This window comes from Arthrobacter terrae, assembly GCF_015708085.1.
Lineage (GTDB): Bacteria > Actinomycetota > Actinomycetes > Actinomycetales > Micrococcaceae > Arthrobacter_M > Arthrobacter_M terrae.
Genome location: NZ_JADNYM010000015.1, coordinates 100440 through 114043 on the forward strand (window position 1 = coordinate 100440; position 13604 = coordinate 114043).

The window sequence follows — 13604 nt, forward strand, 5'->3', positions numbered from 1 at the left end:
TCCGCCCCGATCCCCAAGTAGGTAGCAGCACCTGCAGCCATTCCCCGATTTGGCTGCAGGTGCTGCTACCTACTTGGGGATCTGGAATCCGGTTTAGGCCCGGAGCGTGTCCAGCGCCCGCTGAGTTGCATTCCGCAGTGCCGCCGGATCCGGGCCGGCCATTAGGATGCCTCGGCTGGAGGTACCCAACACCTGATCGTAAGCGGCCCCGAAGGTGCGCCGCATATCTGCTGCGGTGGCTCCCTGGGCGCCCAGGCCCGGGGCAAGAATAGGCCCATTCAGGGTCCCAAGCTCAATCCCCAGCTCCGTCACGGCCGAGCCCACGGTGGCGCCCATCACCAGCCCGACCGAGCCCGGCCCCGCCGTTCTGGCGTTTTCCGCCGCTGCGGCCGTAACGATCCGGCGGGCCACCGAATCCCTTCCGCCGACGTGCTGAACGGAGGATCCCTCCGGGTTTGATGTCAGGGCAAGGACGAACACTCCCCTGCCCTGGTTCGTTGCCAGATCCAGGGCCGGGCGCAGGGATTCAAAGCCCAGATACGGGCTCAGTGTCACTGCGTCCGCGGCCAGGGGGGAACCATCCCGCAGCCAGGCGTCCGCATATGCGCTCATCGTGGAGCCGATGTCCCCCCGTTTGGCGTCGGCGATGCTAAGGACTCCGGCGGCAGCAGCCTCGGCCAGCAGCTCCTCCAATACAGCAATGCCTGCTGAACCGTGCCGCTCGTAGAGAGCAACCTGCGGCTTGACCGCAGCCGCCAGCGGTCCCACAGCTTCCAGCGCGGCGAGCGAAAAACGCCGTAGCCCGGCAGCATTGTCCTGCAGTCCCCAGCCGATGAGCAACGCCGGATGCGGGTCTATGCCGACACATAGCGGTCCTTGCGCGGCCATCGCGGCCGCAAGCCGGACCCCGAAGGGCTCCCGTCCGCTGACCACTGCTTCAGTTCGCCCAGCCCCCTGCTCAGGCATGGACAGCCGCCCGCAAGGTGGCCGCATGCTCCTGCAGGCTGGTCACGTCCCACTCGTAGGTGCGCATCGCCTCAATGGCGAGCACGGCGACGTTGAATTCCGCCACGGTGGTGATGCACGGGCGTCCATTGGAGATGGCCGCTGCCCGGATCTCGTAGCCGTCTCCGCGCGCCTGGCCACCGGAGGGAGTGTTGAATATCATATCCACATCGCCATTGTTAATCAGGTCAGTGATGGTTCCCTCACCCTCGGCTGAACTGCCCTCGGCCACTTTGCGCACCGTCGTGGCGGTGATGCCGTTGCGCCGCAGAACATCCGCCGTGCCGCCCGTGGACAGGATTTCAAAGCCCAGATCCACCAGCCGCTTGACCGCCATAATGATGGCCCGTTTGTCCCGGTTTGCCACTGAAACAAAGACCTTTCCGGAGGTCGGCAGCGCATTGTTGGCGGCGGCCTGGCTCTTTGCAAAGGCCGTGTCGAAGTGCTTGTCTATTCCCATCACCTCGCCGGTGGAGCGCATTTCCGGCCCCAACAGGGAGTCGACGACGGTCCCCTCCGGGGTACGGAAGCGGTTGAACGGCAGCACGGCCTCCTTGACCGCGACCGGCGCACCGGCCGGCAACGTGCCGCCGTCGCCGGTTTCCGGCAGCAGGTGGTGCACAGTGCGCAAATGGTCGATGGACACGCCGGTGCCGATCAGCGCCGCAGCCTTGGCCATCTGGACGCCGGTGGCTTTGGAGACAAACGGGACGGTCCGCGATGCCCGCGGGTTGGCTTCCAGGACGTAGAGCACATCCGAGGCCAGGGCGAATTGAATATTTATCAGACCCCGTACTCCTACGCCCTCGGCAATGGCCAGCGTGGCTGCCCTGACCCGGTCGCAGACGTCCGTGCCCAGCGTCAGCGGTGGCAGCACACAGGCGGAGTCCCCGGAGTGGATACCGGCCTCCTCGATGTGCTCCATGATGCCGCCCAGATACATCTCGGTGCCGTCGTAGAGCGCGTCGACGTCAATTTCGATGGCGTCCTCCAGGAACCTGTCGATCAGTACCGGATGGTTCTGGGTGATTTCGGTCGCATTCTTGATGTAACGCGACAGGTTCGGCTCATCGTAGACAATTTCCATGCCGCGGCCACCGAGGACGTAGGAAGGGCGCACCAGAACCGGGTAACCGATCTCATCGGCGATCTTCTTGGCATCCTCAAAGGACACCGCGGTCCCGTTCTTGGGTGCGATCAGCCCGGCGGCGTCCAGCACGCGGCTGAACATGCCGCGGTGTTCGGCCAGGTCAATGGCCTCCGGCGAGGTGCCGAGAATCGGCACACCCGAATCCGCCAGGGCCTGCGCCAGTTTCAACGGGGTCTGGCCGCCCAGCTGGACGAACACCCCGAGCACGCCACCGGTGCGTTCCTCCGCCGCGATGACCTCCAGGACATCCTCCAGCGTGAGAGGTTCAAAGTAGAGCCGGGTGGAGACGTCGTAGTCGGTGGAGACCGTCTCCGGATTGCAGTTAATCATCACGGTTTCGTGCCCGGCGGCCCGCAGCGCCATGGAGGCGTGCACGCAGGAATAATCGAACTCGATGCCCTGTCCGATCCGGTTCGGCCCGGACCCCAAAATGATCACTGACGGTTTGGCGTGCAGTGCCACCTCGTCCTCTTCGTCGTAGGAGGAATAGTGATAGGGCGTGTAAGCGGCAAATTCCGCGGCGCAAGTGTCCACCGTCTTGTAGACCGGACGAATGCCCAGCGCCTGCCGGACTCCGCGCACCACGTCCTCACTGTTGTGCGTCAGCGCGCCGATCTGCTCGTCGGAGAAACCATGTCGTTTGGCGCGGCGCAGCATGGCCGGCTCGAGCGCGGCGGATGCCTTGATTTCGGCGGAAATCTCGTTGAGCAACTGCAGCTGGTCCAGATACCACGGATCGATTCCGGTGGCCTCGAAGAGCTGTTCCACCGTCCCGCCGCCCAGCAGCGCGCGCTGCACCTGCGCGAGACGGTCCGTCGTCGGCCGTCTGGCAGCCTCGATCAGGTCAGGAACGTCCGGGGAATTGACTGAACTGAAGTCCAGGCTGGCGCCCTTTTGCTCCAGCGACCGGAGCGCCTTCTGCAGCGCCTCGGTGAAGTTACGGCCGATCGCCATCGCCTCCCCGACGGATTTCATCGTGGTGGTCAGGGTCGGATCCGCGGCCGGGAACTTTTCAAACGCGAAGCGCGGAACCTTCACGACGACGTAGTCCAGTGCCGGCTCAAAGGACGCCGGTGTCTTAAGCGTGATGTCGTTCGGGATCTCGTCCAATGTGTAACCAAGCGAGAGCTTCGTGGCGATCTTGGCAATCGCAAAGCCTGTGGCCTTGGACGCCAGCGCGGAGGACCGCGAGACGCGGGGATTCATTTCAATCACCACGACGCGGCCGGTGTCCGGCTCGATCGCAAACTGGATGTTGCAGCCGCCGGTATCCACGCCCACCTCGCGGATGACAGCGATAGAGATATCGCGCAACCGCTGGTATTCACGGTCCGTCAGCGTCATTGCAGGCGCCACCGTGATGGAGTCTCCGGTGTGCACCCCGACGGGGTCGAAGTTCTCGATGGAGCAGACCACCACGACGTTGTCGTTTTTGTCCCGCATCATCTCGAGCTCGTATTCCTTCCAGCCCAGGATGCTTTCTTCAAGCAAAACCTCGGTTGTCGGGCTGTACTGCAGGCCCTGGCCGACAATGCGGCGCAGGTCCTTCTCGTCATAGGCCAGGCCGGATCCGAGTCCTCCCATGGTGAAGGAGGGCCGGACCACCATCGGATAGCCCAGATCAGCGGCGGCAATGAGGCCCTCACCGATGCTGTGGATAATGTGGCTACGAGCGGATTCGGCGCCACAGCGCTCCACTACGCCCTTGAACTTCTCCCGGTCCTCGCCGAGCTCTATCGCGGCGATATTGGCCCCGATCAGCTCTACGTTATATTTGGCCAGCACGCCGTTTTTGTCCAGCGCAATCGCGGTGTTCAGCGCGGTCTGGCCACCGAGGGTCGGCAGCAGCGCATCGGGACGCTCCTTGGCGATGATCTTCTCGACCACCTCAGGGGTGATGGGCTCAACGTAGGTGGCGTCCGCGAATTCCGGGTCCGTCATGATCGTGGCCGGATTGGAATTCACCAGAATGACCCGCAGGCCTTCCTCCTTGAGCACGCGCAGCGCCTGCGTCCCGGAGTAGTCGAACTCTGCCGCCTGACCGATCACGATGGGGCCGGAGCCAATGACCAGAACGCTCTTGAGGTCTGCTCTCTTCGGCATTAGTTCTTGTCCCGCTTCTGTGCTGATGTTTCTGGGTTGACTGGCGTTTCTGAAATGGCTGGCGTCTCTGAAATGGCGGCAGCCGTGGCCGTTGCATGGTCGACGGCGGCGCCGCTTATCGGTGCGCCGGCAGCGTCCGCTGCCATCAAGTCAATGAAGCGGTCGAAAAGGTAGGCGGAATCATGCGGCCCCGCGGCCGCCTCCGGGTGGTACTGAACCGAGAAGGCGGGAATATCCAGACAGGAAAGGCCTTCCACGACGTCGTCATTGAGACTGACGTGACTGACCTCAACACGGCCGAACCGCTCCTGAGGAGCCAGCCCCGCGCCGTCCCGGGGTGCGTCAACGGCGAACCCATGGTTCTGCGAGGTGATTTCGACCTTACCGGTACGCCGGTCCATCACCGGCTGGTTGATGCCGCGGTGTCCGTAGCGCAGCTTATATGTCCCGAAGCCCAGCGCCCTGCCCAGAATCTGGTTGCCGAAGCAGATGCCAAAGAACGGCACCCGCGCATCCAGCACCTGGCGCAGCAGCGCAACCTGCCCGTCCGCCGTCGCCGGATCTCCAGGGCCGTTGGACATGAAGACGCCATCCGCCCTGATCGACTCCAGCTGGGCAAACGTTGTGGCCGCTGGCAGGACGTGCACGCGAATGCCCCGCTCGGCAAAACGCTGCGGCGTCATGGCCTTGATTCCCAGGTCCAGCGCGGCCACCGTGAAACGCGGCTCGCCATCCCAGCCATGATCGGACGGCTCGACGACGTAGGGCTGGTCAACGCTGACCTCTTCGGCCAGCTGGGCACCCTCCATTGCGGCGCTGGAGCAGACCTGCGCCAGCAGCTCGGCTTCGGACTGTTGTGCGGCGGTGCCGGAGAAGATGCCGGCACGCATGGCTCCGCGTTCGCGCAGGTGCCGGGTGATCGCACGGGTGTCCACGCCCTGGATGCCGACGATGCCCTGCGCGACGAGTTCGTCGTCCAGGCTGCGTTCGCTGCGCCAGTTGGAGGGCCGCCGGGCGGCATCGCGCACAATGTAGCCGGCCACCCAGATCCGGCGGGACTCGGCGTCGTCGTCATTGACACCGGTATTGCCGATGTGCGGCGCGGTTTGGACCACCAGCTGGCGGGCATAAGACGGATCGGTGATGGTCTCCTGGTACCCGGTCATCCCGGTGGCGAAAACCGCCTCGCCCAGTGCCGTGCCCGTGGCGCCGTAGCTGGTGCCGCGGAAGGTCCTGCCGTCTTCCAAAATCAGCAAGGCAGCGGTTGCGGATGTGCTCTGTTCGGGGTCAGTCATTCTCGTTCTTTCCGGTATCGGCCTGCTCGGTGTCATGTATCAAGGTGTCATTTACCACGGTGTGGTGTACCACGGTGTCGTTCTCAGCCGTGTGAGCCTTAGGCGTGTGAGTCTCAGGCGTGCCGGTCTCAACTGGTGCAAAGTCAGTCAAGGTCGTCAGCAGCGGGGTTTTCGCTGCGGCATTCCGGGTGCGGAAGCCGGTGTCCACGGGATGCCCACCCAGCCGCCAGGACAGGACAATCAGCCCGTCCCGCTCGACAAACTTCCCGGCCATGCCGCTTTCGGTTCTGGCGCCGCTGTAACTGTCTCGAGGGATGAAGACGTCCGGCGCTCCCGAGCGGCTAATCAAGATACCCTCCGGATGCACCGCCAGAACGGCGTTGCTGCGGATGCCCAGCCCATGCACCGCCAAGCGGTCCAGCCAGTCTCCCTCCGTCGTTGTCACGACGTACTGCCCTTCCGCGCTGGTGAGAGCGGCGGAAAGCTGCTGCGGCACAACAGGCAGCGGGGCAATACCGGCCTGGCGCTGGAGTCGATGCCGCCAGCCCAGCCAGAGCAGGGCAAAAATCACCAGTACCAGCACGACCGCCAGCAGCGTCGGAAACAGCCTGTCCATCAGCGCTCCCCCTCGGTGCCGCGCGGGCCGCTCTGCCGGGATGGGGTGTTGAGCTTGCCGTCCAACACGGTCGGGTGCCCCCGGTAAAACGTGGCGACGACGGCGCCCGGGAGAACCCGTCCGCTGAACGGTGAATTGCGTCCCTTAGTCGCCATGGTCCGCAGGTCCACTTGCCAGCGCGCGGCAGGATCGACCAGCACCAGATTCGCCGGCTCACCGACCGCAAGTGGACGTCCATGGCCCGCGAGCCGGCCGATCCTGGCCGGGGCCGCGGAAGTGACGCGGGCAAACCCTTCCCAGTCCATCAGCCCGGATTCAATCATGGTGTGCTGCACCACCGATAGCGCGGTTTCCAATCCGGTCATTCCCATCGCGGCCTGAGCCCATTCACAGTCCTTGGCCTCGCTCGGATGTGGAGCATGATCCGTGCCGATGACATCGATGGTGCCGTCCGCCAGCGCCGCCCGCAGCGCTGCGACATCCTCTTCGGCGCGCAGCGGGGGGTTTACCTTGTACACCGGGTCGTAGCTGCGGACCAGCTCCTCCGTCAGCCACAGGTGATGCGGCGTCACCTCGGCCGTGACCTTTATGCCCCGTGCCTTAGCCCAGCGGATCAGCTCCACCGAACCGGCGGTGGAGACATGGCAGATGTGCAGCCGGGAATCAACATGCTGGGCCAGCAAAACATCCCTGGCAATAATCGATTCCTCGGCCACCGCCGGCCAGCCGGCCAGCCCCAACACCGCGGAGACTTTGCCCTCGTTCATCTGGGCGCCTTCAGTCAGGCGCGGTTCCTGCGCATGCTGGGCAATGACGCCGTCGAAGGCCTTGACGTATTCCAGGGCCCGACGCATCAGCACCGGATCGCTGACGCAGATCCCATCATCGGAAAAGATCCGGACCCGGGCACGGGAATCCGCCATGGCGCCCAATTCGGCCAACTGCTTGCCGGCAAGCCCGACGGTCACTGCACCCACCGGGCGTACATCGACCCAGCCGGCATCCCGGCCCAAGCTGAATACCTGCTCCACCACGCCGGCAGTGTCGGCGACCGGAGAGCTGTTCGCCATCGCATGCACGGCGGTATAACCGCCCAGCGCGGCGGCACGGGACCCGGTTTCCACCGTTTCCGCATCTTCCCGGCCCGGCTCCCGCAGGTGGGTATGCGGATCGACCATCCCCGGCAGCGCGATCAGTCCGTCTGCGTCGATCACCGTGGCCGAGGCGGCGCTCAGCCCGGAACCGATCTCAACAATCCGGCCGTCCTGCACCAGCAGATCCGTCCGCGCTTTGCCCAGCGGTGAGGCACCCCGGATCAGGTAGCGGGCCGTGGCTTCAGGTCCGGCCTGGCCTGCCGTTTTCTGTGCTGTCATCGGGCATTCACTCCGGTTTCATCGGCGCGGGTGTTCGGAAGATTGTCTACTGAGATGCTCGGGGACTGCAGCCGCGCCACGGGATCGCGCAGATCCCCGGACAGCAGCAGATACAGCACCGCCATCCGGACGGACACGCCGTTTCGCACCTGTGCCAGCACTGTGGAACGGGAGGAATCCGCTGCCGCTGAGGAGATTTCCAAACCGCGGTTCATGGGGCCCGGATGCATGATGATCGTGTCCTTCATGCCGAGCGTGTCCAACCGCGCCAACCGTGCATCGTCAAGACCCCAGCGGCGCGAATACTCCCGGGTGGACGGGAAGAATGACGCGTTCATCCGCTCGGCTTGGACACGTAGGACCATAATCGCATCCACGCCTGACTCGAGCACCGAATCCAGGTCGTAACTGACCGCGCACGGCCAGTGCTCGACGCCGACGGGCAGCAGAGTGGGCGGGGCCACCAGGGTCACCTCGGCGCCCAGAGTCTGCAGTAACCAGACATTGGATCTGGCGACCCGTGAATGCAGGACATCCCCGGCAATCGCGACCCGCAGTCCGGACAGATTGCTGCCGGTCGAATCCGTCCCGTTCAACCGCGCCAGGTGCCGGCGCATGGTGAACGCGTCCAGCAGCGCCTGCGTCGGGTGCTCGTGGGTGCCGTCCCCTGCATTGATCACGGCGGCATCGATCCATCCCGATGTCGCCAGCTGCGCCGGTGCACCGGAGGCCCAGTGCCGGATCACCACAGCGTCCGCGCTCATGGCTTCCAAGGTCTGCGCCGTATCCTTCAACGACTCTCCCTTGGAAACGGAAGAACCCTTGGCTGAAAAGTTAATGACGTCCGCTGAAAGACGCTTGGCGGCTGCCTCAAAGGAAATCCTGGTCCGGGTGGAATCCTCGAAAAAGAGATTCACCACAGTACGTCCGCGCAGGGCCGGCAGCTTCTTTACCTCGCGCTCGCCGACCGCCGCCATTTCCTCCGCGGTGTCCAGGATGCGTATTGTGTTCGCCAGGCTCAGGTCCTGGGTGGACAGCAGGTGCCTCATAAGCCTGCCTCGATGACGACCTCATCCGAACCGCTCCAGCCAGAGCCGGCGGCGTCGGTCTCGATCAACCGGACCCGGACCTTCTCGGCCGACGCCGTCGGCAGGTTCTTCCCCACATGATCGGCGCGGATGGGCAACTCCCGGTGCCCGCGATCGGCCAGCACAGCGAGCCGTACCGCGCGGGGCCTGCCAAGATCCACCAGAGCGTCCAGCGCAGCGCGGATCGTACGGCCGGAAAACAGAACGTCGTCCACTAGGACAACCACTTTGTCGTCGATCCCCGCGGCCGGGAGTCTCGTCCGCTCGGGGGCCCTGGTCGGCTGTCTTGCCAGATCGTCGCGGAACATTGTGACATCCAACTGGCCGACAACCTCGTCAGCATCGATGCTCGGGTCCGTTGCCGCAAGCTTCGCCGCAAGGCGCTGCGCGAGCGGAAAACCACGGCGGGGAATGCCGAGCAGAAGCAGATCTTTGGAGCCCTTGTTGGCTTCCAGAATTTCATGGGCTATACGAGTGAGCGCGCGGTCGATATCCGCTGCGCTCATGACGACGCGTGACGCGCCTGCAGCAGCTGCTTCAGGAATCATGTCTCGCCTCCCCCTTCCCCGCCTCACTGGACGGAATTAAAAGGATCATTGCATCCCAAAACTATCACAGCGGCCGCTTCCCGTGATCAGGGCGGTGGCTCCCGGTGGTCACAGTGGCCGCTCCCCGGCGGTCAGGGCGTGGGCATGCCACCATTTACGTTCAAGGTCTCCCCCGCAACGTAGCTCGACTCCGAAGAGGCTAGGAACACATAGGCCGGTGCCAGTTCTGTAGGTTGGCCCGCGCGGCCAAGCGGAGTTGATTTGCCGAACTCGGGGAGAGCCTTCTTCGGCTGTCCATCGGATACCTGCAAAGGCGTCCAGAACGGCCCGGGGGCCACAGCATTTATTCGGATGCCCCTTGGAGCAAGCTGCTGTGCCATTCCTTTGACAAAGTTGTTAATGGCAGCCTTCGTCATCGCGTAATCGATCAGATCCTTCGACGGCAGATAAGCATTCACCGATGTGGTGGCAATAATAGACGAGCCTGGCTGGAGGTGGGCCAGCGCCGCCTTGGTAATCCAGAACAGGGGGTACACATTAGTTTTAAAAGTCTGATCAAACTGCTCGTCGCTGAGGTCCTCCAACCGCTCACAGGCGATCTGTTTCCCGGCATTACTGACCAGAATGTCCAGACCGCCGAGCCCGTCCACAGCCTTCTGCACCAAACCCCTGCTGGCTTCAGCATTGCTGATATCCCCGGGAAGAGCGACAGCAGTTCGGCCGCATTCCTCGATAAGCCGGACTATCTCCTTCGCGTCGGGCTCCTCCGCGGGCAGATAAGACAACGCAACATCGGCACCTTCCCGCGCGAAAGCGATGGCTACGGCGGCGCCAATACCAGAGTCCGCGCCGGTAATCAGAGCGCGCCGCCCGGCCAGCCGGCCGGTACCACGATACGATTCCTGACCTCGGTCAGTCTGCGGCTCCAGCTTCTGATCCAGGCCTGGCTCGGGTTGGTCCTGCTCCGGGGGGCTGATGTACGGGTATCGCGTCGTAGGATCCTGAAAAGTGTACTGGTCAGCAGACATTAGACTCTCCTATTTCGTTTCATCATCGGAGCACGAATAGCGTTGCACTGTCTTCAGTAGAGGCGTCAACAGAGGTTTTGGCAACGTCCAAAGCCTACTTACTACCTAGGCAACTACGGTTCCGGCGGCAAGAACGGTCCGCGTTGCCGTTGCCCGCATTACCCGCCCGCAGGCCCGAACTCCCGCGCCAAAACGTCTTGTACGGCTTTTAGCTCGTCATAGGCAATCACCCATTCCCTTCCGCTGGGCAGAAGGAAATCGCCGGTAGTAGACGCCTGGGCATCCTGTTCTGCTATTGCGCGCCGGAAATCAGCAGCGCTTTGGCGCTCCGTTTCCGCCGCGAGTTGTGCGGCTTGTTCAAGGTCTGATTTGTTCATGCCTTCAGGCTCCCACACTGGCGCCCGGTGCGGCTAGAGAGCCGCCGACCCGGACCGCCGGCTAGGTGGCGGCCTTCGTCGCGCATACGCTTATCACATGACGGAGCCCGTGCCCTCGCTGGACCCCGCCGGCCCGGAGCAGCAGCCCGTAGACGCACAACCGGCACACACGGAACCGGAACTGTCCAGTGGTAGGTTGCCCGTCGCCGTCGTACGGCCGCGACCGCAGTCCGGACTCGAAGGAAGCCGCGCATTCCGCGTCCTCAATGTCGTCTTGGTAGCGCTGCTGGCAACGGTGGCTACGACGACGCTCATTTACTTTGCGAACGCACTCGGCGCCAGCGTTTTCTTGATCTGCGGAGCTCTGGCCCTGGTTCCGTTGGCGATTTGCCTGCTGACCCTGCTGTGGATTGACCGGTGGGAACCGGAGCCGAAGAGTGCACTCATCTTTGCGTTCTGCTGGGGCGCTGGCATGTCCGTTGTGGCCTCCTTCGTTGTCGGGCAATGGGTCAAGCCAATCCTGCTGGCCGGGGCAACGCTTACAGATCCCACGACGGTCAGCACGCTGGTACAGGCACCGCTCGTGGAGGAGGCGTCCAAGGGTCTTGGAGTCTTACTGATATTCCTGCTCCGCAGCCGGACCTTTGACGGCCCCATTAACGGCGTCGTCTACGCCGGTACCGTTGCAGCAGGCTTCGCGTTTACGGAAAATATTCTCTACTTTGGCTCCGCTATGACAGATCTTCAGCAAATCGGTCCTAGCCTGGTAATCACTTTTGTCATACGGGGCCTCATGTCTCCATTTGCCCATGTCATGTTTACTGCTGTTTTGGGTGCGTTTGTGGGCTATGCCGCTCGCTATGGCCGTACCTGGCTTGTCATCTGCGCTTGGCTTGTCGGGCTTGTCCCCGCGATGCTGTTGCACGCACTGTGGAACAGCAGTTCGCTAATTGGGGCCAATTTTCTGATTATTTACGGCGCCCTGCAATTACCGATATTCATTCTGTATGCGCTCGGCATTGCCCTGCTTCGCCGGTCTGAGGCACGGCTGACCAGACGCAGACTGACCGAGTACGCCGATTCCGGCTGGTTTCTGCCGAACGAAATCGGAATGCTTGGAACCTCCGAGGGGCGTCGTCGGGCCATTGTCTGGGCCAAGACCTTTGGCGGCGGCGCGACGATGAAACGCTTCATCAACCTGGCCACCCGGGTTGCTTTCACCCGTGAGCGAATACTTCTCGGCCCCCAACCGGCTCAAGTGCGGCAGCGGGAAACCGTACGCTTAGAGGGCGTCTTGCTGGAAGGAACGACGGCGGCACGGGCGGCGCTGCTGATACAACACGCCAACAAGCCGGCACACGCCACCGGGCCACGCCCGGTGAGCGCGCTGAATCCAGCTGAGCTTAATGACGACAAAGGCGGTGCCGCGGAATCCTCCGCGCACCGCCCTGGCTGAACTCTTGATAAGTCCTCACAGGCTAAGCCAGCAGCGTTGGTTTCAGCTGCTGCAATCGGCCCAAAAGACCGTTGATGAACTGCGGCGATTCGTCGGTGGAGAGGAACTTGGCAAGTTCAACGGCCTCACTGACGGCCACACCGTCAGGCACGTCGTCATTGTAGAGCAGCTCCCACGTGCCGATCCGCAGCAGAATCCTGTCCACCGCGGGCATCCGCTCCAGGGACCAACCCTGTGAATAGGTCTCCAGGAACTCGTCGATGGTGCCTTGAAGGGCGCATACGCCCTCCACAATATCGACGGTGTATAGGTTGATGATCTGATCGGTGCGCTCACGCCGCTGCCTGATCGCTTCAGTTACCGAGACGGAACGCTGCTCCGCCTCGAACAATATGTCAAGAGCCCGGCGGCGCGCCTTGCTTCGCGCGGAATTGGGCCGGGTTGAATCCGGAGAAGCCACTAGTCGTTGACACGTCCCAAATAGCTGCCGTCGCGGGTATCCACCTTGACGCGCGTGTTGTTTTCCACGAACAGCGGGACTTGGATCTCATAGCCGGTTTCCAGTGTGGCCGGCTTCGTGCCAGCCGACGAACGGTCCCCCTGCAGCCCAGGCTCCGTATAGGTGATCTGCAGAACTACGGACGGAGGAAGCTCAATGTACAGCGGCGTGCCCTCATGGATTGCAATATTTACAGATTGGTTTTCCAGCATGAAGTTGGTGGCGTCGCCGACTGTCTCGCCGCTGACCGTGATTTGGTCGAAATCCTGGGTATCCATAAATACGAAGTCAGCGCCGTCCTGGTACAGGTACTGATAATCGCGGCGATCAACAGTTGCGGTCTCGATTTTCAGACCCGCGTTGAACGTCTTGTCCACCAGCTTCCCGGAACGGACGTTACGCATCTTGGTGCGGACAAAGGCTCCGCCCTTGCCGGGCTTGACGTGCTGGAACTCAACGACGTTCCAAAGTTGGCCCTCGAGCTTCAGGACCGTGCCGTTCTTGATGTCATTAGTAGTTGCCACTGTTTCTCTTTCTATCTGCCGGCTATTGTTCCCGGGCCCGCCGCTCATCCGCTGGGCGGGAGCTAATTTCGGGTTTAGGGGAAGAGTTATCAAAAATCCATTGACCATTCTACCTGTTCTTCGTCAGCTGCCTACACGTCAATTTTCGAGGGCAGAGAGTCAGGTGGAGAACTGGTATCCCGCCGCGTGGGCTAGTCTGAGTCCGATAGTCGGTACTCAATGCCTCCAAGCTTATGGTGTGGGGCCTGCTGGTTTAGGGGCCGGTGATGATGGTGCGGGCGAAGTTTTGGGCGTCTTTGAGGTTGTCGTGGTAGGTGTTGCGGATCCAGGGGTTCCCGGCGTAGCGGGCTGTCGTCTCTTCGCCCAAGGCGGTGCCAGCTCCGGTGTTTAGGCCGGTGGCGGTGTGGTGGTGGTGGTGGAAGCGTGGGCGCGGGTGTTGGGTCCGTATCTCAGGTAGGGGATCCCGTCGTCCATGGTGACTTCCAGGATCCCGGCGTGGACCAGGGAGTGGCAGGAAGGGCATAGGGCGCACATGTTGGATA

At 62.8% G+C, this 13604-nt stretch carries 12 protein-coding genes; 1 reads left to right on the forward strand and 11 read right to left on the reverse strand.

The window, feature by feature from the left end; all coding sequences use genetic code 11:
- Positions 1-93: 93 nt before the first annotated feature.
- From pyrF to IV500_RS12865, 9 genes are all read right to left on the reverse strand, one after another.
- Complete coding sequence (gene pyrF / locus IV500_RS12825; RefSeq protein WP_196397197.1) at positions 94-966, reverse strand: orotidine-5'-phosphate decarboxylase; 873 nt, start codon at positions 964-966, stop codon at positions 94-96.
- A complete protein-coding gene (gene carB / locus IV500_RS12830) occupies positions 959-4258 on the reverse strand; it encodes a carbamoyl-phosphate synthase large subunit (RefSeq protein ID WP_196397198.1) in 3300 nt (1099 codons plus the stop codon). The genes pyrF and carB overlap by 8 nt, the downstream gene beginning before the upstream one ends.
- Positions 4258-5553 (reverse strand): glutamine-hydrolyzing carbamoyl-phosphate synthase small subunit, encoded by a 1296-nt coding sequence (gene carA / locus IV500_RS12835; RefSeq protein ID WP_196397199.1) that lies wholly within the window; start codon positions 5551-5553, stop codon positions 4258-4260. The genes carB and carA overlap by 1 nt, the downstream gene beginning before the upstream one ends.
- Positions 5546-6169 (reverse strand): PH-like domain-containing protein, encoded by a 624-nt coding sequence (locus IV500_RS12840; protein WP_230854901.1) that lies wholly within the window; start codon positions 6167-6169, stop codon positions 5546-5548. Before IV500_RS12840 ends, carA begins: the two co-directional genes overlap by 8 nt.
- Entirely contained in the window at positions 6169-7542 is a 1374-nt protein-coding gene (locus IV500_RS12845; protein ID WP_196397200.1) for a dihydroorotase, read from the reverse strand. The genes IV500_RS12840 and IV500_RS12845 overlap by 1 nt, the downstream gene beginning before the upstream one ends.
- The gene (locus tag IV500_RS12850; RefSeq protein ID WP_196397201.1) at positions 7539-8591 is read right to left on the reverse strand and encodes an aspartate carbamoyltransferase catalytic subunit; all 1053 of its coding nucleotides are present in this window, start codon (positions 8589-8591) and stop codon (positions 7539-7541) included. Before IV500_RS12850 ends, IV500_RS12845 begins: the two co-directional genes overlap by 4 nt.
- Entirely contained in the window at positions 8588-9178 is a 591-nt protein-coding gene (gene pyrR / locus IV500_RS12855) for a bifunctional pyr operon transcriptional regulator/uracil phosphoribosyltransferase PyrR (RefSeq protein ID WP_196397202.1), read from the reverse strand. The genes IV500_RS12850 and pyrR overlap by 4 nt, the downstream gene beginning before the upstream one ends.
- Positions 9179-9309: 131 nt before the next feature.
- The gene (locus IV500_RS12860; RefSeq protein ID WP_196397203.1) at positions 9310-10206 is read right to left on the reverse strand and encodes an SDR family oxidoreductase; all 897 of its coding nucleotides are present in this window, start codon (positions 10204-10206) and stop codon (positions 9310-9312) included.
- Positions 10207-10364: 158 nt separating this feature from the next.
- Entirely contained in the window at positions 10365-10583 is a 219-nt protein-coding gene (locus IV500_RS12865; RefSeq protein ID WP_196397204.1) for a hypothetical protein, read from the reverse strand.
- A 97-nt stretch (positions 10584-10680) separates the two neighbouring features.
- Between IV500_RS12865 and IV500_RS12870 the strand changes: the two genes are divergently transcribed.
- Entirely contained in the window at positions 10681-12039 is a 1359-nt protein-coding gene (locus IV500_RS12870) for a PrsW family intramembrane metalloprotease (RefSeq protein WP_196397205.1), read from the forward strand.
- A gap of 22 nt (positions 12040-12061) precedes the next feature.
- On the opposite strand, the gene nusB is transcribed toward IV500_RS12870, so the two are convergent.
- Together nusB and efp are read right to left on the reverse strand one after the other, a co-directional pair.
- Positions 12062-12499 (reverse strand): transcription antitermination factor NusB, encoded by a 438-nt coding sequence (nusB, locus tag IV500_RS12875; RefSeq protein WP_196397206.1) that lies wholly within the window; start codon positions 12497-12499, stop codon positions 12062-12064.
- Entirely contained in the window at positions 12499-13062 is a 564-nt protein-coding gene (gene efp / locus IV500_RS12880) for an elongation factor P (protein WP_196397207.1), read from the reverse strand. Before efp ends, nusB begins: the two co-directional genes overlap by 1 nt.
- Positions 13063-13604 lie beyond the last annotated feature (542 nt).